Annotated in this window: 22 protein-coding genes; 21 read left to right on the plus strand and 1 reads right to left on the minus strand. The window is 41.4% G+C overall.

All coding sequences use genetic code 11. From position 1 onward, the window contains the following. The first annotated feature begins 66 nt into the window (after positions 1-66). The 3 genes from ADS79_RS04005 (at position 67) to ADS79_RS04015 (ending at position 1,909) form a co-directional block, all read left to right on the plus strand. On the plus strand, positions 67-513 hold the full coding sequence (locus tag ADS79_RS04005) for a hypothetical protein (RefSeq protein ID WP_049737138.1): 447 nt from the start codon (positions 67-69) through the stop codon (positions 511-513). A 245-nt stretch (positions 514-758) separates the two neighbouring features. Beyond that, a complete protein-coding gene (locus tag ADS79_RS04010) occupies positions 759-986 on the plus strand; it encodes a hypothetical protein (RefSeq protein WP_049737139.1) in 228 nt (75 codons plus the stop codon). Between the two features lie 266 nt (positions 987-1,252). Beyond that, complete coding sequence (locus tag ADS79_RS04015; protein WP_049737140.1) at positions 1,253-1,909, plus strand: hypothetical protein; 657 nt, start codon at positions 1,253-1,255, stop codon at positions 1,907-1,909. A 106-nt stretch (positions 1,910-2,015) separates the two neighbouring features. Here the strand turns inward: ADS79_RS04015 and ADS79_RS04020 are convergent, their stop codons facing one another. Continuing rightward, positions 2,016-2,366 carry a helix-turn-helix domain-containing protein gene (locus ADS79_RS04020; RefSeq protein ID WP_049737141.1) on the minus strand — a complete coding sequence of 117 codons (351 nt, stop codon included), beginning with the start codon at positions 2,364-2,366 and terminating at the stop codon, positions 2,016-2,018. A gap of 246 nt (positions 2,367-2,612) precedes the next feature. On the opposite strand from ADS79_RS04020, the gene ADS79_RS35180 reads away from it, so the two are divergent. The 18 genes from ADS79_RS35180 to ADS79_RS04110 all read left to right on the plus strand — a co-directional run bounded on the left by ADS79_RS35180 (position 2,613) and on the right by ADS79_RS04110 (position 21,871). Then, positions 2,613-2,777: a hypothetical protein gene (locus ADS79_RS35180; RefSeq protein ID WP_161807254.1), complete on the plus strand. Its 165-nt coding sequence runs from the start codon at positions 2,613-2,615 to the stop codon at positions 2,775-2,777. A gap of 251 nt (positions 2,778-3,028) precedes the next feature. Then, on the plus strand, positions 3,029-3,250 hold the full coding sequence (locus ADS79_RS04030; protein WP_049737143.1) for a hypothetical protein: 222 nt from the start codon (positions 3,029-3,031) through the stop codon (positions 3,248-3,250). Between the two features lie 1,451 nt (positions 3,251-4,701). Further along, the gene (locus ADS79_RS04035) at positions 4,702-6,864 is read left to right on the plus strand and encodes a phage NrS-1 polymerase family protein (protein ID WP_161807255.1); all 2,163 of its coding nucleotides are present in this window, start codon (positions 4,702-4,704) and stop codon (positions 6,862-6,864) included. A gap of 997 nt (positions 6,865-7,861) precedes the next feature. Then, the gene (locus ADS79_RS04040; protein WP_049737145.1) at positions 7,862-8,644 is read left to right on the plus strand and encodes a recombinase family protein; all 783 of its coding nucleotides are present in this window, start codon (positions 7,862-7,864) and stop codon (positions 8,642-8,644) included. A gap of 248 nt (positions 8,645-8,892) precedes the next feature. Next, positions 8,893-10,128, plus strand: coding sequence for an IS110 family RNA-guided transposase (locus ADS79_RS04045; protein ID WP_049737146.1), 1,236 nt, complete (start codon positions 8,893-8,895; stop codon positions 10,126-10,128). A gap of 134 nt (positions 10,129-10,262) precedes the next feature. After that, positions 10,263-11,300 (plus strand): polymorphic toxin-type HINT domain-containing protein, encoded by a 1,038-nt coding sequence (locus ADS79_RS04050; RefSeq protein ID WP_236699874.1) that lies wholly within the window; start codon positions 10,263-10,265, stop codon positions 11,298-11,300. Positions 11,301-11,323: 23 nt separating this feature from the next. After that, on the plus strand, positions 11,324-11,653 hold the full coding sequence (locus ADS79_RS04055) for a hypothetical protein (protein ID WP_049737148.1): 330 nt from the start codon (positions 11,324-11,326) through the stop codon (positions 11,651-11,653). Positions 11,654-11,967: 314 nt separating this feature from the next. Then, complete coding sequence (locus ADS79_RS04060) at positions 11,968-12,483, plus strand: polymorphic toxin-type HINT domain-containing protein (RefSeq protein ID WP_049737149.1); 516 nt, start codon at positions 11,968-11,970, stop codon at positions 12,481-12,483. Positions 12,484-12,512: 29 nt separating this feature from the next. Next, entirely contained in the window at positions 12,513-12,767 is a 255-nt protein-coding gene (locus ADS79_RS04065) for a hypothetical protein (RefSeq protein WP_049737150.1), read from the plus strand. A gap of 12 nt (positions 12,768-12,779) precedes the next feature. After that, complete coding sequence (locus ADS79_RS04070) at positions 12,780-13,097, plus strand: hypothetical protein (protein WP_049737151.1); 318 nt, start codon at positions 12,780-12,782, stop codon at positions 13,095-13,097. A gap of 524 nt (positions 13,098-13,621) precedes the next feature. Further along, complete coding sequence (locus ADS79_RS35925) at positions 13,622-14,383, plus strand: barstar family protein (protein WP_049737152.1); 762 nt, start codon at positions 13,622-13,624, stop codon at positions 14,381-14,383. A gap of 318 nt (positions 14,384-14,701) precedes the next feature. Continuing rightward, positions 14,702-15,247 (plus strand): hypothetical protein, encoded by a 546-nt coding sequence (locus ADS79_RS04080; protein WP_049737153.1) that lies wholly within the window; start codon positions 14,702-14,704, stop codon positions 15,245-15,247. 173 nt (positions 15,248-15,420) lie between these two features. Beyond that, positions 15,421-15,927 carry a hypothetical protein gene (locus ADS79_RS04085; RefSeq protein WP_141260910.1) on the plus strand — a complete coding sequence of 169 codons (507 nt, stop codon included), beginning with the start codon at positions 15,421-15,423 and terminating at the stop codon, positions 15,925-15,927. A gap of 33 nt (positions 15,928-15,960) precedes the next feature. Next, positions 15,961-16,371, plus strand: coding sequence for a hypothetical protein (locus ADS79_RS04090; protein WP_049737155.1), 411 nt, complete (start codon positions 15,961-15,963; stop codon positions 16,369-16,371). Between the two features lie 415 nt (positions 16,372-16,786). After that, positions 16,787-18,193, plus strand: coding sequence for an MBOAT family O-acyltransferase (locus tag ADS79_RS04095; RefSeq protein WP_049737156.1), 1,407 nt, complete (start codon positions 16,787-16,789; stop codon positions 18,191-18,193). A 21-nt stretch (positions 18,194-18,214) separates the two neighbouring features. Then, positions 18,215-19,501, plus strand: a complete 1,287-nt coding sequence (locus ADS79_RS04100; RefSeq protein WP_049737157.1) for a DHHW family protein — start codon at positions 18,215-18,217, stop codon at positions 19,499-19,501. 146 nt (positions 19,502-19,647) lie between these two features. Further along, on the plus strand, positions 19,648-20,019 hold the full coding sequence (locus ADS79_RS04105) for a BlaI/MecI/CopY family transcriptional regulator (RefSeq protein WP_049737158.1): 372 nt from the start codon (positions 19,648-19,650) through the stop codon (positions 20,017-20,019). Continuing rightward, positions 20,012-21,871 (plus strand): M56 family metallopeptidase, encoded by a 1,860-nt coding sequence (locus ADS79_RS04110; RefSeq protein ID WP_049737159.1) that lies wholly within the window; start codon positions 20,012-20,014, stop codon positions 21,869-21,871. Before ADS79_RS04105 ends, ADS79_RS04110 begins: the two co-directional genes overlap by 8 nt. The last annotated feature ends 263 nt before the right edge of the window (positions 21,872-22,134 follow it).

A 22,134-nucleotide genomic window follows, 5' to 3' on the forward strand; every position in this document is an offset into this window, starting at 1 on the left:
TAAATCTGGAAAACCAGAAAAAGGAGCAGAGTTTAATTTTCTAATAAAAGCATTGGAGAGTATGAAATGAAAATGACAATTGATTTTTTGGAACTAATAACAACAGGAGTCGTAGGAAACTTTCAGGGAGGTGAATCAAAAGAGGAAGTAGTGAATCGTATAGGCGAACCAGAAGTTTATACGCCTGAAAGAAAGTCATACCCGACATATATAATCTATGGAGATTTAGAATTTCGACTTCGTAAAAACAGAGTAGAGACCATAATAATTACTCTTAATGATGAAACGTTGAATATTCCTAGTAGTATAAAAATGAGAAATTTCCCTGAAAGGAACCTAATCAAAGTTGATTTCATCAAGGGGCTATTAACCGAAAATGATGTTTCGTGGGAGCAGGATAGTATAATGTCTGATCAATTTCAGGAAAACTATATTTCAGAAAAAGGTGTTCACTTTGTGTTTGACTTAGAAGAGTCAGGAGTTTTAACAAAGATAGGAATAAATTATAAGTGATTGCCAAAGTTTAACTTTTTAGAACCCCAAACGAGTAATCAACGCTCGTCTGGGGTTTCTTTTTGTAACTTCCCACCGTATCACAAGAAATTAAGAAGATTTGAGTATAGATAAGAACGAGAAAACTCCCCACAAAAAAATCATCTAAAATACAAGAAAAAACCTCCGATTTGGGTCTTTGTACCTCCTCTTACGTTTTCGTATGATCAGGAAATCAAGTGAACCGCAAAAGGAGAGAGGATTAAATGTTGAAATGGGAAGAAGTTCAAGAACAAGTTGATGAGCTGATCGAGCTGTATTCTATAAAAAATGCGAATAAGAGCCTTACTATAAAATTCGATGGAAGGCTAGAGGATGTGTATCAAATTTGCTTGCTAAAAGCATACGACTGCTGGAACCAATTTAAAGACTTACCAATGGAAGAAAGTAGACAAAAAGTACAACAGACTTTAGCGATAGCTCTCGATATGTAGCGCTAACATCCAGAATCGACGGTAGGAGAGTGGTTCCTGCGCATAGATAATCATTTCTTTGGAGCAGAATGAAAATGGATAATTGCTCCATTTAAATCGTCTGTAATCACTTTTGAGCAAAGAGAAGCTAAAAGTAGCGTGTGAACCGTTTAAAACTACAAGTGTCTCTGTGATTGAATGAGCACTCCGTAACCACTCGTTTAAAACGTTTGAGATATCGCCCTATATTTCTTAAAAATATGAGAACGTATACGGGGTGATTAACAATGGCTGTAAAACTCGAAGAGCTTCTGAACTGGAAAAAGCGTCCGATCTTGGACGGGATGTTGGACGAGGGAATAAGTCCGAATAAGTGTGCAGAATGGCTACGGGGTCAAGGTTTCTCCATATCGACTCCTACTGTCTACACCTACGATAAAAAGCGTAAAAAGACAATCTACCAGTCGATCACTCGAGAAGGTACGGGTTCTGTTCGTGAGATTGACCCTGAAACGAAGAAGTTTAAAAAACAGAGTGACGATACGTTCCCTGTGAAGGAAGTCGTTACAAAACGTTCCAAAGCAAAGGTACGAGCCGACCTGGAGATGCTTGATGTGATTATCCAAAAGGGTATGGATACGCTTATGGAGATGCCTGTGATATCTCCACAGACTGCTATCAAGGCTATCGAGATGAAACACAAACTCACAGGTGGACAACATGGTGGGCTCACGATGTACGGTGTGGAAGAGATTAAGCACCGTGAGGCAGGAAGGGAAGCTGCTATCACAGCCGTCTTATTGAAGTTCATACCGGAAGAGAAGCACGAGGAAGTCTTCGCAGAGATGGAAAGAGCCACACGCGAGTATTACGCATCTGTAGGCTTGGGTGAGATATATGATCAAATTGAGGAAGAAGAGTCACTATGCGAAAACAGCCCCTAAAACGTCCGTATTGGTCGTAGGGGCTGTTTCGTTTACCTTGTCTGAGTATTCGTATAGGTCGAGAGGAAGGCGCGAATTTACCCTGTTTAAAACGCCCGTAACCATTTCAATCTAGTCTAAAGGCTCGAATTATTTCCCTGTTTATTTTAGTAACAATGTCGATTTGGTCGGTAGACAGATCACTTGTATTAGCAATAAACTCATCCAATGCCCTACGGTGTGCTTGTTTCTCATCATCTAGATCGTTAGTTGAGCGGAATAACTCTACTGGCGAGATTTCAAGAGCTTTCAATACCTTCTCAAGGGTATCTATTGAAAAGTTTCGTTCTCCTCTTTCTACAGCCCCGATATATGCATCGTCTAAATTTGATCGTTCTGCGAGATTTTGCTGAGTTAGTCCTTTTGCCTTTCTAATAGCCCTGATTCGGCTTCCGACTAAATGACGAAATTCTGGCATAATACCACCTCTCCTAAAGATTAGGAGAGAAGCTCAATAAAGTGCAGGATATTAAGGGCGTTATTTAAAGTTGAAAATACTTCTTTTAAGAAGTATATTAACAATAAATTGGATACTTTGAGCAATTCTTTGTCTTGGCTACAAAAGCCCCAGCTATAGTCTCCTCTATTCATTTCTAGCCCTACGGATGAGGGGTACAAGGTGAGCATAGTTGTCTTAAGCTGAAAAGAAAGGGGAGGAAAGATGATGAGCGATTATCTTGACGATCTTGAGAGAGAACGAGATGGCTATGAGATGCGGAACGAGAAAGAGGGCGTGACAATTAAGTGTGAGGAGAAATTCGTAGAATACTGGAGGAAAAGAGGCTTTGTAATTGTAGACAAAGGCAAAATTAGATTGGTGAAAGAATAATAGAGCGTATTAACGCTTCGGATGATTTGGAGATGAAGTGAATGGGCTTCTTGTACGTAGTTATCTGTTTCATCGGTATATCACTTGTCACTTGGATGCTTCAAAGTCTTATAGGATTTCCTATGGTGCTGTCGGTAGAGATTCTCATACTAATAGCCTTGTCATACCTTTGTAAACTTGGTACGGAGTTCATAAAAGAATACTTTGCAAGGAATCAAAATACAAATTCAAAAGAGATGTGAGGAAGACTGATGGAAAATTATGATCTCAATTTCACCAGCGAGTCGATAAAGCTAATGGAAGTGGTCGAAGATCGGAGGATTTCCAATACCCAATCTATCAAGACGCTCTTGATCGAAAAGGATGGGAAGGAATATATTGCGCTCAATAAATGGTGGAGGAAATCTGTACGTGATCGTGGATTGAAGGAAAAGGATTTCACATGGAGCAAGCTGAAGCGGAGGATTTATTAAAAGCTATGAAGAAGGCAATATTGATGCTGAAATAACTTGTGAAGAATCATTGAAGAAAGTGATGGGAAAATGTTGTGTATTTTACAGCTTTTTGTCTAAGGGTATGGGAGAAAAATTGTCACTCTCGATCACTTTAAAGTAATAGAGTCCAATGCTTGGTGGATGACTTTTTTGCTTTAAAGCTTTAGTTAAAATATAGACGGATATTGAGAAGTAGAATCAATCCACTCCTCAATATCCCCCTTCCTTCAGAAACCCGTGAAGAACCTGAATGATCAAGGAAGGAATTGGAACATAAAAAGGAATGAAAGGTAGGAAAGCCTGAAAGGAATCAAGTGAATGGATGTGAAGAAACAAGCCCTTCAGCGAAGCTGAAGGATTCTGCTTCTCAATTTATGGGCAAGTTATGCCCTCGTTGAGAAAGCGGCTTTCATATGAGAAACACAAGGACTTTAACTGACTAACTCCTCGCTACGCTCGGAGGACTACGCTTCGCTCCGTCCTTGTTTCTTTTTAAATATCTCGTAATTGATGTGCTTGATATGTAATGTAATCGAAAGAATGAGTTGTGATTGAAACCGCTTGTTTTAATTAATACATACTCAGTTCTCTCGGCTCCATAATAGCCCGATTATAGGCATCCACCTTCCAACCTGAGAAATAAACAGGGTAGCTCCTAGGCGAAAAGGACGTTTTAAACGTCTCGAATCGCTGAGGAGCTATTTTTTATTCTTACGATGATTCATTCCTCACGAGAAAACGAGAAACGATTCGTGATGTGTTTCTGTCTCCTGTATCCAGCTCGAAATAGTAAAAACGATTGAAATATCCGATCAAGAAAATTTTATAGGAGAAGCCCATGGACAGCATGGTGCAAAGATACGCTCCCCCGCTTTATTTAAGTATCACAGCGGGGGGAGTGGTAACCTTTATGGTAAATATTTACAGATCGATGAATGACTGAAGAATCAGGTTGTAGCTATCGATGGAGGGGAAGTCCAAAAGGGCATTTGGTCCAAAAGAATATTCAATAGTTTTGTGTAAACCAAGGAAAATGGAGGAGAAGAATTATGTTGTATACATTTGCAAACATCCCTGTGTCTCTACGTGAATTTAAGCAATGGGTACTTTGGGGATATCGAATGAGGGATTCAATAAAGACGAAGGTTCCACTTAATATCGCTGGAATTCCTTCTGATGCACAGGATAGTGATAATCAGTTCACATTTGAGGAAGTTGTGCATATGTACACTGATGAAGAGTTTAATCCTGAAGGAAAACGATTCAACGGAATCGGCTTCGTGTTCAAAAAGGACGGAGGAATCACTGGGATAGACCTTGATAAGTGCGTAGATAAGGAGACGGGGAAGATCGAGGAGTGGGCACAGAAAATCATTGACCGTTTCCAGTCCTATACTGAATTGAGTGTATCGGGAACGGGTGTTCACATCTTGATTGAAGGGAAGATACCTGGGGCTAAGAATCGTACTGGCCAAATTGAGATGTACGACTCTAAGCGCTTCTTTACCGTTTCGGGTAACCGAATTGGAGAGGTTGAGGGGGTTATGGAGCGTCAGGATGTATTGAACTCTTTTTACAAAGAGGTGTTTCCAGAGAACGAGAAGCTGGCAACGATAAAAAACGAGTCTGAAACTGCACTCTCGTTATCGGATAGCGATATTATAAGTCTTTTGATTAAAGAAAAGAATGGGGGAAAGTGGGCGAAACTTTACCAAGAGGGTTGGAAAAATGGCGAGTCTTATTGTCAAAAGTACCCTAGTCAAAGTGAAGCTGATGCCGCTTTTTGTAGTAAACTCGCTTTCTATACCGATGATCCCGAACAAATCGAGCGTATTATGAGCAAAAGTAAGCTAGGCCAACGGGAGAAATGGGAAAATCGCCATGATTACCGAGACAGTGTGATTCAAAAAGCTTTAGCCCAACAAACTGAGCGATATTCAGGAACGAAAAATTCTCCTTCGAAATCTGATAGTGAAGGTCAAGCGGATAAGGTATCCGAAACAAGTGAAGAATGGCCTGATATTGTAGAATTTGAAGAATATGAGTTGCCTGAATTCCCGACGGACATTTTCCCCGATTGGGTACGGGATTATGTGGAGGCGATAGCGGAATCGAGTCAAACGCCCGTGGATATGGCGGGAATGTTGGTTCTAGCTGCGCTAGCTACATGCATACAGCGGAGGTATGTGATCGAAATCGTCCCAGAGTTTGTTGAACCGTTGTGTTTGTATGTGCTTGTGGCTATGCCACCGTCCAATCGGAAGACAAAGGTATTTAGCGAGATCATTCGTCCGATTCGTCGGTACGAAAAATATTTGCGCAGTGAATTTGAGGTGATGTCGGACGAGCGTAAGGTGGAAATTGACATTTTAAAAGCCAAAGAGGACGAATTGAAGAAACGAATGAAAAAAGGTGAGGTAGATGTCAAACATGAGCTGAGCACAATAAAGTCGAAAATAAAAACCTTGCAAGAATTGTATCCACCATCGCTTATTAAGCAGGATATCACAGCAGAAGGCCTTATCCAGGCATTGCGACAAAACCAAAATCGCCTCGGAATACTAAGTGATGAATCCGGTGTCCTTGATATTGCTTCTGGTCTGTATACTGGAGGAAAGACGAACATCGATATTTTTCTAAAGGGACATACAGGTTCTGATTATGTATACGACCGAAAAGGGAGCGAACCAGCCTATTTAGATCGGGCTACGATAACGCTAGGTTTGGCAGTCCAGAATGAAGTGCTACAAGAATTCGTGTCGAAAAAAGTGATGAGAGGAAGAGGATTTATTGCCAGATTCTTGTATTCCGTACCGAAAAGTATGGTGGGGTACAGAAAGGCAGATGGGCTCCCTGTCCCACAACACGTAAAAACGAATTATGACAATAACATTTCCAAAATTCTCGAATGGAAGACAGGGGGAACCGTATCAGATGAAGTGCGAAATGAAAGCCTTGTAGAATTCGTGAAGAATGAAATCGAAAAAGATACGATAGATTACGATGAGGATGCCCCGCCACAATATCTCTGCTTAACCGAAGAAGCGCAAGCGGTGTATAAACAATTCTACGAGGATCATGAGCCAAGGCTTCACCCTGACAAAGGTGATCTCGGTGGTGTAAATATTTTGGAATGGTCTGGAAAACTAGTAGGACATTTGATGCGGATAGCTGGCTTACTACATGTGGCAGAAAATATTGATAAGCCGCGCTTACCTTTGGCAGTCGAAGCTTTTACTGTTAAAAGAGCGATCCGGTTGGGCGACTATCTGATATCCCATGCCCGAAAAGCGTTTGGAGAAGCATCCTTGGGTAATAATTTCGAGAAGCAAAAGAAACTTCTTCTTGCTTTGCTTGGAAAGATTCCGAAGGAGGAGTGTGAAAATAAGCGTACGAAAACGGATATCTGGCGTCTTGTTAAGGGGAAAGGTTTTCCGAACTCTGCTGATATTTCGAAGAATTTACTTGATGGTTTAGTTGAACGAGGATATCTCAGAAATGAATATGTGAAAAGAGGAGGCAAAGGAGCAGACAGCATTGTATACATGATCAATCCGAAAGTCTATGAAATGACGAAGGAAAGCGGAGATTAAGCTCCTGTAGTAGAAAGGTTGGTTGGAGAAGGGGAACGCTGAAGAAGGCGTCCCCTTTGCTTTAGCCAAAATATCTTAGATAATCACTAAAATCCCCTGACGAACGGTATTTATTCAAAGCAATGGAGAAGAGAGCTGAACTATTGTAAGCTACGCAAAATTCCAAAATACCGAAAATATCGGCAAACGAGCCTGATAACAGAAAGGACTTGATCGTAACCTAAATACGTAAAAAGATAAATACTATTCTATTTAATTTTCCTAATATTCTATTTTTATAAACCTACTTGTAGGTTTTAACCTATCCCGACCGTATCCCACTCGTATTTAGGCGTCCTACTTGTATTCTCTATATATTGGGTAATAAATCGCTTCACCTGTAATCGTATACCCCTCCCCTATAGGTATGCTCGGTATTTTGGTATTTTGGCAAGATAATATCCCTTCGTGATACCTCGGAGTTGTAATGAGTAAATACCGAGCTTTTCGGTATCCCACCCGTATTTTGGAAACCCTCTGTATCTTCCCTAAGAGTAGCCATCCTTGATACGAGCACACCTACATTTGAAAATGTTTATGTTCTTCTATGAAGAACCGAAGAGTAAAGATGGTAGTTCCTCCCTTTATTTAGACCAATCAAACACAAGGAGGAACACTGCCGATGAGCAGATGCATGAATGGATCTATGAACGAGGCTATATGGACTGCCCCTTCAATGGGTAGAAAGAGTAGAAGTAAAAGAGCAAATCAAAGAACAGCCAAAAGCTTCTCCCCTCCAATCCACGACCTTTCAGGTGATTTCTGATGAGGAGTCTTAAGAAGAACACTGTAAAGTGAACTGAAAAGTTAACTTATATTGAAAAAAGCTTGGATTTTAGAAACGCCCGAACTATGCTTGCCTACGAGAGTTAATTTCCTAAAATTACCAAAACGGTGTTAACACACCATTATGGGCATATCGTAACGAAAACTTTAATTTTGGAAACTAGGTGGGCGAATGAAGGAACGAGTCGTAGGCTACGTACGGGTTTCTACCCAAGGGCAAGTGAAAGACGGTTATTCTCTGGCTTATCAGGTTGAGGAAATCGAGCGGTTCTGCGCAAAACACAACCTTGACCTGATCGACATCTATAAAGACGAAGGAATCAGCGGAGCGAAGGTAGACGAGGACGGTCTAACCGTAGATCGGGAAGGACTACAGGAGATGTTGCTCGATCTGAAATGGAGGGATGTGAAGGCTGTCGTTGTACTGAACACTTCCCGCTTATGGAGGGCGGATATGGTGAAAGCACTGATCCATCGTGAATTAAAGCGGTATGAGGTAGACGTACGAGCGATAGAGCAGCCGAACTATAGTATCTACGTGAACGACCCAAATGACTTCCTGATCAATGGCATGATGGAATTACTGGATCAATATCAACGCCTAGAGATCACTCTAAAGCTAGGGAGAGGGAGAAGGAAAAAAGCCCAGCAAGGAGGATATGCTGGTGGGCGTGTCGCTTTCGGCTACTCTGCAAAGAAAGGACAGAAAACGCTCGAAGTGAATGAAAAGCAAGCGGAAGTAGTAAAACGTGTGTTTTTCCTACGGGAAGAACATCCGAAGTGGTCGCTGTCGGAGATAGCTACTGCCTTGAATCGAGAGGGATACACCACCACGAAAGGTAAGTCCTTCACGAAGATACAGGTGAAACGAATCTTAGACCGTGAGAGCTTTTACCGAGGAGAATATCAGTATGGGAACGTGAAAGCGAAGGGAATTCACCCACCGATTTTATAAGGCGTTTTACTGAAGAAATATGACGGACGGAACGTAGGAGTTTGCTGACGTGTCTTTGCGGTTCTTCCGCTCGAACTGAGGATGCAACCTTACGAAGCCCCTGTATACCAAGCGAAACGAACTTGTATGGAGTGGTTCTTCATAGGCTGGATTTTTGCTTACGTGTCTTTGTAGCTTGTCTACTTGATCGGAGGATGCAAGCTCTAGCCTGTGAGAAACCATTCCATACGAAGAAAGGGAGACGGAGAATGGAACAACGAGAGAAAATGATCTATGTGGGCGTTGATCTACATAAACAGCATCATACGGCAGTGATTGTTGACTGCTGGAATAATAAGCTGGGAGAAATACAGTTCGATAATAAACCGACCTCCTTTCCAGCGCTTCTGAAAGAAGTAAAGAAGCACCTGAAAAAGGGAATGACGGCGGTGTATGGCTTAGAGGATGTGGGAGGATACGGTAGGGCGTTAGCGGTGTACCTGAATGAATGTGCTTGTTGGGTGAAGGAAGTGAACCCCATCTTATCGAACGCTAGAAGAAAAAGTCACGTTACTGTCCAGAAATCGGATAGCTGGGATGCTGAATGTGTAGCGCGAGTACTGCGAGATGAACCGAATAACCTCCCCGATGCCAAGCCGATAGACTTGTACTGGGCGTTGAGTCAACTCGTTACTCAGCGGAAGTGGATTGTGAAAAATCAGACGGGACTTAACCAGAAGCTTCATCAACAATTGAGTTACCACTACCCGAGTTACAAGAAGTTCTTTTCACAAGTAGACGGAAAGACGGCGCTAGCTTTCTGGGAACGCTATCCATCCCCATGCCATTTGGACGGTGTAGCAGAGAGCACCCTCGCTTCCTTTCTGAGAGAACTAAGTAATTTCTGCTTATCTACTGGGAAGGCTGCTCAGATTTTATCACTTGTGAAAGAAGATGGGGATACGAGACGGGATTTTCAGGAGAAGCGGGATTTTATCGTCCAAAGCATCGTCCGAAACATCCGGTTCAACCAAGAAGAGCTGACGAGGATTGAGGAGGAGATAAGAAGCTTGATAAAAGGGCTAGGTTTCCAGCTAGAGACAATGACGGGTATAGACGTGATAACGGCGGCAGAGCTAGTAGCGGAGATCGGGGATATTCACCGTTTTGCTACGCCCGATAAGCTTGCTCGATTTGCTGGAATCGCTCCGATCTTTGTTGGTTCGGGTGGAAAGGGCAGGAACTATAAGAGTAAGCAGGGAAATCGTGTTTTACACGAGCTTTTCAAGAGCCTCGCCATCCGCCAACTAGCTGTAACGAGAGGAAAGAGAGAGCCACGTAATCCTTACTTCTATTCGTACTATGAGCAGAAAGTAGCTGTAGGGAAGACAAAGAAACAGGCTGTCGTCTGTATCATGAGGAAGCTGGTTAACGTCATTCACTACCTAATGAGAACGAAGGCAGCGTACGTTATTCCACCCGTTCCTGAGAAGGAAGCTGGATGATCGGAGAGGTAGAAGGAACTGGCGGTAAAAGAGGGGAAATTACCGCCTTCTCTCTCCGAAAATAACGGTTTATAAACTAGGATACGTATAAGGGTGCGGTGGATAATCCGTTGTCGTTGAACAGGTATACGTATGTGAGTAATAATCCGTTGCGGTTTGTGGATCCTACTGGACATGTTCAAGTGATTGCTGGTGATGGGGCGACTGGCACCTATTATTACTATGATGAGTACGGTGTTCGATTAATTCATGGAAGTAAAGAGATTGACTGGGATTACTATATAGAATGGTATAGTCGTGATGCTGCCGGGATGGATAAAGCAATGCGCGGCACCAATTTTGGGCAGACAGCGGTTGCTTCGGCGATCTATTTTAAATGGTCTGAAAGAATCGGACTACCCCCTGTTTCCGCTTCTCAGTATACAGGTTCTAAATTTCTAAAACCAAAAAATCAGATAAAGGCGAATGCAAATGTAAAAGATTGCAATTGCTTTACTGCTGGAACTAAGGTGTTGACAGACGAAGGGGAGAAACCTATTGAAGACATTGAGGTCGGAGATAAGGTTTTAGCCAAGGACGATGAAACGGGTGAGATGGCTTATAAGGAAGTCGAATGGCTCTTCCAACGTGAAGTTGAGGAAACGTATAATATTACTGTTGGTGGAGAGGTCATATCGACAACCGATGAGCATCCGTTTTGGGTTGTTGGAAAAGGTTGGGTGGAAGCAAAATACCTTATTGTTGGCGATGTTCTGACAACCTCGAATGAAAAAGAATTAGCCATTGAGAAAATTGAGGTCAAAAATGAACATAAGATCGTATACAACTTTAAGGTAAAAGACTTCCATACGTACTTTGTTTCAAATCTAGGAGTTTGGACGCATAATAGTTGTGGTTATAAAACCAATGATAAAACTAAAGGTGGATTAGTTTTCACTGAACATGGTGCAGAGAGAGCAAATGAGAGAGGTTTTACAGCAGATGTTATTGATAGTATTGTTCAACACAATAAAAAGAATAGATTTAGCAAAGTGGATGCTCAGGGAAGAAAAACATGGGAGTATGTTGATTCTCGAGGGAATAAAGTAGTATTGAATGAACAAGGTGGAATTGTTTCTGTTCATTCTCCTGCTGAGGGTGGAGTATACATTCCAAAACCGAAAAAGAAGTAAATTAGGAGTTGAATAGAAACGAGATGGATAAGCAACTACTTTTAGAAATTGCTAAATCAATTAACTGCGAATATGAAATTGGCATCTGGTCAGAAACAACTGATTTTTTAGAACGTCAAAAAAATATATCATTCTTTGAGATTAAGTATAATGAGGGACACTTTCAATTGAATATCAAGTTGAGTAATTTTAACTTGAATGAAGTGAAGTCAATATTTACATCTTTAGTTAGGTTTCTTGAGTATAATTCAACATTATACGTAAGAGAGGATAAAGATTCTTCTATTGAGTATTATTTCCTATCTTCAATGCTAAATAAAAAGGGTTTCTTGTTTCACGTTATTTTTCAATAACTATTATGAGGCTTCGAAGGACTACCCTCCTTCAAGCCTTTTTTATTCTTTTACCTCCTGTGAATGTTAATCTAATTCTTGACCACCTAGAAGCATAACGCTCACAAAAAAATTGACCACCTGAACACCACTTTCCTGTATCTTGGAGTTGCTACTGGGGTAGTTAGCAAAGCTGCGCATGAATCAGTCATAGACCCCGCCATGAATGATATAAATACGTAAATTGATGACGAATTGACCTGGGATGAAGCTGGTGTGGCAGTAAATACTACCCTGACACTAATTATTTTGGGCGTTCTAAGCAAGCTGCAAGTTTGATAAAAACTACTTGTAAAGAAGTTAAGGTTGTAAAAAATACCTCAGTAAATATATCAGGTTGTAATTGTTTTAGCGCTGGAACTAAAGTGAAAACAGATGAAGGGGAGAAAAATATCGAAGACATTGAAGTCGGAGATAAGGTTCTCGCCAAGGATGAGAATAACCCTGATGGTGAACTTGCCTACAAGGAAGTAACGGCTTTATACCGCAACAAACGTGATGATATTATTAAGTTGCACGTTGGGGAGCAAATCATCGAGACGACAAACAACCATCCTTTCTGGGTTGAAGGCAATGGGTGGGTCTTCGCCGATGAACTTCAAGTAGGCGACAAACTCCAGAAGGCTGATGGAAGCAACCTTACCATTGACAAGGTAGAATTCCTTAAGTTGGATGAGTCTGTTACAGTTTATAACTTTACGGTTGCTGACTTCCATACGTATTACGTAACGGATATTGGTATTTGGGTTCATAATACAAATTGTACTGTAAAATATAAGGTACTGATGTAAGTGTATATCGTGGTGGAAAAAGCTTTAACGTGAAACCAAATGAAATCAAGATTGATCCTAAGACTGGAATGGTGAAAACAACACACGGTGTCTCATTAGATGTTAATCCTGATACAGTTTCTAAGTTTGGTGGGGCCTGTCGAATTGATTCGCTACCCGATGGATTAAGGATAATTCAAAGGGGAAGTAGGGCTGAACATTACGAAATTGTGCCTGCTTACAATATGCCTTTAGATCAGTTCCAAAAGCTACTAAATCAAATTATTGTTTCACCAGGAAAATAAGGAGGAATAAACGTGAGTGATTTTACAGTAATATTTACTGATGATACAGAGTTAGCTGAACACGAAGCAGTAAATAAAGGGTATCGGAATGATGTTTTCGTAAAGATTCAAGAAGATTACTACAACTTGAAAGTGTATGATATTGTAAGATTGAAACAGGATTTTGAGAGTGAGGTTGAAGCATACGGATACTATTCAGTTGAGCCAAACTTAGTATTAGTCACAGAAGTAAGTACAGATAACGTGATGAAAATTATTGCTCAACTTTATGAAGATGGTTATTTTCATCATCTCAAGCCAGTAGACAAGAAAATATTTGATTTAGTGTAACTAAACTTACTTAGACCTTGAGATATTCGCTTCTCAAGGTCTTTTTTACCCCTCCACTGGCAGAATTAATTGAACGTAAAATGATGTGCAAAATCACATTCGAGACATCGTGCAGAAGTTAGACTTCAAACTGAATACCTTTACGGAATTGATGAAGTAACCGCTTCGGTTAAACAATTCCCCTATAACGATGCCATCATGCTTTGCTCTATATCTACTCTTTGGTTTTCTCACGCTTTTCCAAACTGAATGAATTTGAAATAATCGCAACAGATCTCATACTCAAGCCTTTAGGGAGGGGAGCAGGGAACTTTGCAACGGAACGGATGTTTAGCAGACTACTAGGGTGTAAGGAAGAATAAACCGAGTATGAATTTACTTCTCAATATCAGACGCATATGAAACGATGGTTTTAAAGCGTCCTGACGGGAACTGGATATGTAATAGATCATGACCATACTAAGGCCTAGATTCGATGGTATCCAGATGGTGGAAAGAAATAAACTGCAAGTTATGGAGGCTAAATGATACAAAAATATTCTTTAATAGATGCTGAAAGTGATATGGTCATTGGAATTGGCTCTGATCTTACAGGGTTAATGGGGAATAGCACTGTGGAAATAGCTGAAGAAACCTTTCATAAAATTACTCTACTAGATTTTCAATTTAGAGATGACTTTAAGCAGTATTGCCAGACAACAAAAGCATATATAAATAATATATATGTAACAATACTAAATTATGAAGGGTGTTCAATTGGTTCATACTATTTTTATTTAAGGGAGCCGATCTTTTTTCATAAGACTGGGTTTGGAAAAGGATTAATTGAGCTTGAATTGATAGGAACATTATTACAAGTGGCATCAAAAGAAAGTTTGGAAATCTGGGAGATGCGAAGATCACCACTAATTGAGCGAAACTTATGGACACAATTATCAACAGTACAAAGGAGTGGGTGGTTAGAGGTTGCACGACTATATAACAACAAAAATACAAGTTCAAGTACCCAAGACCAGCAAAATGGAGAATATGATATAGATGCAGGAAGCATAACAGATTCTTCTTCATTCTTTTGCGCCCTAGGAGAGGCTACTAATGGTCCTGGTGGTTATTATGGGTTTGATTTAAAGAGCCTTGAGGATTGTCTTTGCGGAGGTTTTGGTGCAACACCACCGTATGTTCTTCATTTGCATAACGCAAATAGTATGTTGAATGAGAGGAACGCTTTTTTCCAACAATTGATGGAAGTATTCCTTAGTAGGAATGTAAAATTGGTTTATCATTAAATTTCCAGACTTATATGGGGATATAAAGGAATTTAAATGAAGATCTAAAGTTTGCCTTTATGGATAAATTAAATCTCATCAAGTTTTTTGTACAATTTGTTAAGTAATGCAACAAAAGAAAGGATAATAGTAAAAATCATTTCACTGCGGTTGGTATTAATCATGGGGATGCTCCTGATCTAGGATTGGCAGCTCCTGCCCCTGGTGCTTTAGCGGGAACGTTGAAAAATACGTCTCAGGGGATGGGGAAAACAGGAGCATATGATGTTATGCCTGGAGAAATTAATTTTCGTGGTTTAAGTTTTGGGGGTTAACAAAGTGGAAGTTTTTTTCGATTTGGGCAAATATAGAAAGGCTGTATTATGGAAAAATGAATTACCTTCGCTTCCGAGGGATATAGATCAAGAGACAAAATTTTCATTGCAGTTAAATGAACCTGTAGTTTCAGAAAACAAAAAACTAGCACTGGAGTTGAAGTTACCAAGGAATAGTTCATATTATGCATTGCTGGGCGTTGAATTTGTACCAAATCAAACCTCAGAATTGTTAGTAAACATAAAATTAAATGATAGTAATGGACCTTCATACAATTCGGAGATAGAACTACACGAAGAGATTTTTTCGGGTATCCCCTCCGAATATGCCAATTCAATTATTAAATCTGCAAAAGAAAAGCTCCTCGAATCAAATTGGCAGTATGCGGGTAACTTAACATTTGTTATTGGGGCTCATAGTTTGGTCGGTTCTAGTGATGCGATTTTTTCGAAAGTGACTAAGACTTTGCTTGCATTATTGTCAATGGATTTATCGCTGACCTCGTCCCTAAGTGATGAATCAGTAATTTGCTCAGAGCTTGATAAGTGAAATAGCCGCGATAAAGTATTGAAATGCAAACCTTGATTGGAGAAATGCCTTTCAAGGTTTCTTTTTCGACCCAAGATTATACCCACTCATCTCGCACCATGTACCTTAATTTTGGCGGGCGGGAGATAATTGTCCAGGAATAGTCCTTTAAAGATACTTTGACTACAGAAAGGGTGAGTAAAATTAAAAAAGTACTCGATGTCACTGGTAAACTATTTGATCTAGTAGACTTTACAGAAGCGACTTTATTCTTCCACGGACATCGACAACTACCCGAGACAATAACTATCGAAACATGGGGCCTTTCATTCATAGAGACACAAAACACCAAAGATTACTATGTATCTGGAATTGCTACTATCAGCTTCGAAGGTGTGACTTCCGGTCTATTAGAGGTTTCGTTATATCAACCAAACGGAAAAGATTTTATTAAGATCGACTATGAGAATTGTTTAAAGTTAACAAAAAGCTGGGGGAAGCCTCTAAATTTTGAAGAATATCAATATCATCTTGGCGGAGTACTAGACTGGCCTAAAGGTTATTGTCAATTAGGTATTCATGCAACTGGAAAAGTAACGGTGTCATTTGATACAGATGATTGTGTTCTTACACGTGACTATGTATTGAATCCAGAAAAATATACTTATATGGATTCTTATTTTCATCACTTTCCACTTTGATCACGCTTAACGAGGTTGCATTGGAGGAATAACATGAAAGTAGTAAACCCACATTTTTTAAATGAATTTTTAGGACCAATAACAGGGCTGGCTGATGACAACGAGTCTATTAAACACTACAAAGATGTAGAATTACGAACAGAGGAACAATATAAAGCAGTCATTAGAGAAACACTTGTCGAACATTTTCATAGCCTTGAGGAAGTGGTAAAGAAAAAATCAAAATTAGCACTTAGCTACTATTTAACGAAACCTGCAGTTGATTTTGAAGGAGTATTTTATTCTTTACTACCGCCATTTGACGCGCCATCAGATCCTCGAGATTTCTTTGTATGGCTTTGGGAAGAATTGTTTATTGGTGAAAGTTATGAGCTAGGAGATGTAGATTCTTACAAAGTTGTTGCTGATATGTATGAGCCACTTCGTTCAACTAGAAAACAGTAAAAACGAAGAAATGCCCCGGATGAGTACTCAAAACTCATCTGGGGTTCTTTTTGCTCCATATATAATTATGTAACAAAAGGCTACTAACTCGAGTTTCTCAACCTAGCCAATTCCAAACATGCAAAACCGTAACCTTTCACAAAGGTTTGACGTCATACTGTCAGGCGTTCCTGAAGTTAATCTTTTTCTTTGCATGGGATTCTCCAAAAACCCACTTATACTTTTCGTGTCTAATATTGGATTTTCTGGAAGGAAAAATAAAAATAGTGTCGAATCTTCTCTACCTATTGTTTTTCTAGCTTATCTACAAATAAAATGCTAAGAGACTCATGAAAGCTTCTCAGTCTACTTTCATGAGTTTTTCCATGTTTGTTAGCGTATATAGTTGAATTGCCGACACCAGGAGGAAATTACTTTGGTCTTCAGTTCCATCAGCTTTTTGTTTTTCTTTTTGCCGCTTGTCTTTGCCTTCTATTTTGCTGTTCCGTTTCGATATAAAAATGCAGTCCTGCTAACCTTCAGCCTACTCTTCTACGCCTGGGGGGAACCGCGATACATCGTTCTCATGATGGTATCCATTATCATGAACTATGGCTTCGGGATATGGATCGATCGGGCGGATGAACAGCCAAAAAAGAAAAAGACGGTCTTAACGCTCGCGATTATTGCCAATATCGGGCTTCTGGGCTTTTTCAAGTATGCGAATTTCTTCGTAGATGTAGTGAACCAGACGCTGCAAACGAATATTCATGTGACATCTGTGCCGTTGCCGCTCGGTATTTCCTTTTATACGTTCCACGCACTCAGCTATCTAATCGATGTCTACCGGAGAGTAGAAAAAGCGCAACGTAATCTGTTCAATTTGTCGCTCTATATCACGTTTTTCCCGCAGCTTGTAGCAGGTCCGATTATTCGCTACAACTCGATCGCCGAGCAGCTCAGCAAACGCGTCTTTTCGTCCATCCAATTCGCAGAGGGGATCAAGCGATTTATATTGGGTCTGGCGAAAAAAGTGCTGTTGGCCAACCCTCTGGGCTACGTAGCAGACACCGTGTTCGCTACTTCAGCGGGGGATCTTTCAACCGGTGCGGCCTGGATTGGGATTATCGCCTATACATTGCAGATCTATTATGATTTTTCGGGCTACAGTGATATGGCGATTGGACTGGCCAAAATGTTTGGCTTCGAATTCGCGGAGAATTTCAACTATCCGTATATTTCCAAAAGTGTCTCGGAGTTTTGGAGACGCTGGCACATTTCGCTTGGTAGCTGGTTCCGGGACTATGTTTACTTCCCGCTCGGTGGTAGCAAGGTGGCGCCGTGGAAAATCTACCGGAACCTAATGATTGTGTGGGCACTGACAGGGTTCTGGCACGGGGCCAGCTGGACGTTTATTGCCTGGGGAGTCTACTACGGTGTCTTGATCGCTTTGGAAAAAGCCGGTCTGGAAAAGCTGTTGTACAGGATTTATCCGTTAAACCATGTTGTCGTGCTGCTTTTAGTCATGATCGGGTGGGTGTTCTTCCGTGCCGACAACTTTGGATATGCAGCGGATTTCATAGGGGCTATGTTCCATACTCGTGGAAACGAGTTCTTTGATTCCCAGGCGCTTGCGCTGTTATCGCTGAACTGGATTCAGTTTGCCATCGCGATACTCATTGCTGCTCCGGTATTTCCCAAGCTGCAAAAATGGCAATGGGGGAAGCCGTTCGCAGGGGTACAAACTGCTTTTGCACTCGTGTTCCACTGCTTCCTTTTTGCAGAAGTAATCTTGTATTTGATTAATTCAACGTATAACCCATTCTTGTATTTCCGATTCTAGTTCAGCCAGAGGAGTAGCGTAATGAGTAAATCGGCTTCAATCGCTTATATGGTTGCTTTCTTGACGATTATTTTTGGGTTTGCCATTGCGAGCAGCTTTTCACCGCATAAAGAAGTTTCAGCGATCGAAAACAGAAAGCTGAGCGGGCTGCCCGATGTCAGCTTGGAGGCTGTGACCACACCCCGTTTTTTCGAAAATATGAATCAGTATTTTAATGACCAGGTTGTCCTGCGAAATGAAATGGTAAGTGTTTATCAGAAGCAGCAAAATTCGAAGCTGTTTAACGCCATGCTGTTTGAGAACATGCTTCGCGACCCGACGCAGCACAAGTCAGAGGATGGCACAGTTGTAACAGATTCACGCGTCGTATCCAATCTGGTTCTGATCAATAGCAAGTGGATTTTGCCAGTTCCCGATAAGGTCGTTCATACAAGTGAAATAGACGCAGCAGCGGCGAAATTAAAGGATGCAGTAGCGTTCGCCAAAGCACAAAAGACAGAAGCGTTTTTCGTCTTTAACCCGTCGCGTACGATATCGCTGATGCATTTGTATCCTCCTTATTTGCAAACGGATGCGTATGCCAGATCGAGAGACTATTTCTTATCCAGGCTGGGCAAACAGGTAAACGTCGTGGATATCAGGAGCAAGTTCGGCTCCTTTACTGACGCGCAGCTGGAAGAGCTGTATTTGGAAACGGACCATCATTGGAATATCAAAGGGGCGTTTTTGGCTTATCAAGAAATGATACGCGAGCTCTCCAAAAGATCGGCGCATTTTAAAGGGGAGCCAATGGCCCTCAGTGATATGGATGTGTCTGCTTTTGAAAAAGGAAGCTTCGATGGGAGCTATAACAGGCAAAGCAACTTCGCAGTCGATACGCAAACAGCTGATCGAACGATGATTTATGAACCGAAAGTGCCGTTCGCTTTTCAGAAGTTCGAAGTGATCAATGGGGATGGAAGCCAAACGATTCGAGATTTCAGTGATTTTTATGGCTACAAAAAAGGACAGAATCCGGTTACGTATGGCACCTTCTTCGGAGGAGACAGACGGAAAATCACCTATGAAAATCCGAAAGCAGGCAATCAATTGAATGTTCTGTTGCTGAAAGATTCCTTCATGAATCCGATTACGCCGTATTTGGCGCAGAATTTTAACAAGCTTACGGTATACGACAATCGCTACTATCCTGAATTCAGCCTGAAAAAAATCCTGTCCAGCGAGCAGTATGACATTCTGATTATTGCGCTGCATGACGATAATCTTTACAGTCAAAATTACCAATTTGAAAAAAAGAAAAGCAAGTAGGAATATAAGGCTCAGTTAGCATTCGTTGCCTCAAACAAGTAACCATCACTTGTTTGGGGTTTTTTGTATTTTAAATTTGACTTTCGTTTCTACAATATGTAGAATGAAAAACAACATGTAGAAACGAAGGGGTGAATGTATCTGAAATGAACATTACAAAAGCAGAAATGGAGATTATGCAGGTCATTTGGGATAGTGGTAAGAGAATGACAACGAAGGAAATTGGTGAAAAGCTGCCGGATAAAAAAACGACGACCATTATTACATTGGCTGGCAGGCTAATCGACAAGGGCGCCCTGCATTCTGTCAAGCTGGGACGCTCCCATGCGTACGAGTATTGGGCAGCAATCACTGAAAAGGAATATCTGAACAGACAAACAGAGAGCTTTTTGGAAACCATACATAACGGCTCTGCCAAAAGTCTGATCAGTTCGCTTTTTCAGGCGGAGAATTTAACGAAAAAAGACATCGAGGAGCTGCGGGCATTTATTAATAGCGAGGCTGACGAAAATGATTAAATGGGTGTTGATGACATCGTTGGCAGGCAGTGTATCAACCCTTTTTCTCATTTTGCTTAAGGCCAGGCTGGCGGGAAAATACGGGGGACGATGGTATTATGGCGCCTGCTTATCGTCACTGCTGCTATTTATTTTACCTCTCCAATTCCCTGTGCCAGCTCTGCCTTCCCATTCCATGACTTTTGAAAAGAACGTCGTCGAAGACAGTGCTAAAGGAGCGGTAGTCCAGATAGACGAGATGATCCCCGGGCAACCAGCGAATCCACTGGCCAAAGTGAATGAAGGGTACGGCAGTCTAAGTCTTGGCATAGATCAATGGCTACTGAGCCTATGGGCGTGCGGGTTTATCGTTACGTTGTGTCGATACCTGCTTGGGTATTTCCTGTATAAACGAAAAGTATTGCGGGAGCACAAATGGATTGGCAAAGTGGAAAAGCTGGATGTAGTGGTTTGCGGCAAAGTGTCTTCGCCTATGCTGATCGGATTCTGGAAGCCGAAAATCGTCATGCCAAACGTAAAAATAGACCGAACCGATTACAAAATGGCGGTACGGCATGAATGGATTCACTACAGACAAAAGGATGCTTGGTTTAAGCTTTTGGCTGTATGCATCAATAGCGTGCATTGGTTTAATCCATTTTCTTATATGGCTTTGGCGAATGTGGGAGAAGCCTGCGAATATGCTGTAGATGAAAAAATGACGCAACATATGAAGGCAGTCGAGAAAAAACGCTACAGTGAGATGATTTTACAATTTGCTGCCAATACTTCACCTGCGCTAAACAATCATTTGGTTGACCATAAAAAGCTGCTGATCAGGAGGTTTCGGCTCATTATGAAGAAAAATTCAGGAAGTGACAAAGCGTTCTCAGGTATCCTGCTAGCCGTCATGATAGGGACTGCTTCTGTCTTCACCTCTTCTGTTGTGTTTGCAGAAGCACCAAAACCGCTTACAGAATATAGCGGTGGAATCACAACCTACTACAATACAGCGCAGACACTTGAACAAAATGTGCAAAGCACGCTAGGCATTCCCTCTCCGACAGAGAAGACGCGAGTTGTAGTCAAATGGAAGGATTTATATATCGATAAGGAAGGGCGAAAAATAGATTATTTCAATCGCACAGAGCCTGCGTATAAGGTAGAGATCAAATGGCAGGACAAAGGATCGGCTGTTGCCAGCATGACAAACAAAACGATGTCCATCGGGGGGCAGGCTGTGACGGTTGCTTTCGGGGATAAAGCAGTCGCCTACAAGGATGATCCTGTCATCGAAAAAATGATCGGGAGCCAGATCTTGTTTGAGATGAACTACCAAACCACTGATCGTCGTTTCATGTATGACCATAAGGCTTTCATGAATGAGCTGGTCAAGCGAGGAGCCTATGTAATTGAAGAGGTTGTGGCACCGCAGCAATTTGCGTATGAGTTCAGGCAAACAAAAGGTGGAGGACAGGCAGGTGCAAAACCGCTAACAGCTTATGACAAGGTGGAAGGGCAAGCTCCTATTTTCAAAGGGAACGTGTTGCTCCCTAAACAGCTAGATGACAACGACGGAAGCAAGGGACTGCAGATCGGCCATTCCTTTGTCTTGAAGCCAGGAGAAACAGTAGCGATTGATCTAAAAGAAACCACAGATAAGACCCCAACAATCAGCCTGGCTATTCTGGATGAAACAACAGGTGAGATGACGTACTGGTATCCGGCGGCAGCAAGTGGTTACCGCTTCATTTTTACACCGGGTCAAAATGGCGTGAACCATACTTATCAAATCATCGCTAGTGGAGAACAGCAGGATACTGTCAAAATGGAGGTTTTTACGTATCAGCTGAAAACCGAAACAGCGAAGTAACGAGTGAGCAATCGAATGAGGTATGAATGACAGGCGAAGCGAAGTCCCAGACGAGTATGAAAGTACTTGTTTGGGATTTTTTTGTGCAATACCACTGTGGTGAGGGAGAAGGCAGTCCCCATGCGTTTTACAAGAGGCTCGGCTTTACACCCAACGGAGATACGTTCTGAGATCAAATATTACTAGCGAGGAAAGAACCCCTAAGTGAAGTAAGCAGTTACCATTACATCATTGTCTCAGGCAGAAGAATTGGCTGAATGGTT

It is taken from the genome of Brevibacillus reuszeri (assembly GCF_001187725.1).
Taxonomy (GTDB): Bacteria; Bacillota; Bacilli; order Brevibacillales; family Brevibacillaceae; genus Brevibacillus; species Brevibacillus reuszeri.